Annotated in this window: 1 protein-coding gene; it reads left to right on the forward strand. The window is 68.7% G+C overall.

The annotated features are described in order from the left end of the window. On the forward strand, window positions 1-1381 hold a 1381-nt coding region (locus tag GA0115254_RS34190; protein WP_256102913.1), incomplete at both ends, for a condensation domain-containing protein.

Genomic DNA, 1381 nt, shown 5'->3' on the forward strand with positions numbered 1-1381 from the left:
ACCTCGGCGGCCACTCGCTCCTCGCGATGCGGCTGATCAGCCGAGTGCGGTCCCTGCTCGGTGTGGAGGTGCCGCTGCGGGTGCTGTTCGAGGCGCCGACGGTCGCGGGGCTGGCAGCGCGGCTGGCGGGCGCGGACCGGGCGCGGGTGGCGCTGACGGCGGGGGAGCGCCCGGAGCGGGTACCGCTGTCGTTTGCGCAGCGTCGGCTCTGGTTCATCAACCAGCTCGAAGGGCCCAGCCCGACCTACAACATTCCGGCTGTTGTGCCGCTTTCGGGCAGTGTGGACCTGGACTCCCTCGCCGCCGCATTCCGGGATGTCATCGGGCGGCACGAGGTGCTGCGCACTGTCTTCCCGGTGGTCGACGGTGAGCCGTACCAGCGGATCGTCGACATCGAGGATCTGGTCTGGGAGCTGTCGGTGTCCGAGGTGACGCCGGACGACCTCGCGGCCGAGGTCGAGCGGGCCCTGGGTCACGCGTTCGACCTGGCATCCGAAGTACCCTTCCGTGCGTGGCTGTTCGAGGCCGGTCCGGATGAGCGGCTGCTTGTGGTGGTAATGCACCACGTCGCCAGTGACGGCTGGTCGAAGGGCCCGCTCGCCCGGGACCTGTCGGTCGCGTACGCGGCGCGCAGCGAGGGCCGGGCGCCGGAGTGGGAGCCGTTGCCGGTGCAGTATGCCGACTACACGCTGTGGCAGCGCGAGGTCCTCGGGGATGAGCAGGACCCGGAGAGTGTGATTTCACATCAGATCGCTTACTGGCGTGAGGCGTTGGATGGTTCGCCGGAGGAGCTGGAGCTGCCGTTCGATCGTCCGCGTCCGACTGTGTCCTCCCACCGTGGACACCAGGTGCCGGTCGAGGTGCCGGCGAGGGTGCACGGACGGCTGGTGGAGGTGGCGCGGGCCGAGGGTGTGACCCCGTTCATGGTGCTCCAGGCGTCGTTGGCGGTGCTGTTGTCGAAGCTGGGTGCGGGGACGGACATTCCGATCGGTTCGGCGAACGCCGGTCGTACGGATGAGGCGTTGGACGACCTGGTGGGGTTCTTCATCAACACGCTGGTGGTGCGGACGGATCTGTCGGGTGCCCCGACGTTCCGGATGCTGCTGGAGCGGGTGCGGGAGCGGACCCTGTCGGCGTTGGCACACCAGGACGTGCCGTTCGAGAAGCTGGTGGAGGAGCTGGCGCCGTCACGCTCGATGGCCCGCCACCCACTCTTCCAGATCGTCCTCACCAAGCAGAACACCGTCGACGCCATACTCGACCTGCCCGGCATACAGACCGGTACGGAACCGGCGGAACGCTCGACGGAGTCCGGGCAGGCCGTGTTCGAGCCGACCGTGTCCGATGCCTCGGCGAAGTTCGATCTCGACGTGCTGGTGGG

The organism is Streptomyces sp. Ncost-T10-10d (assembly GCF_900091955.1).
Classification (GTDB): Bacteria; Actinomycetota; Actinomycetes; order Streptomycetales; family Streptomycetaceae; genus Streptomyces.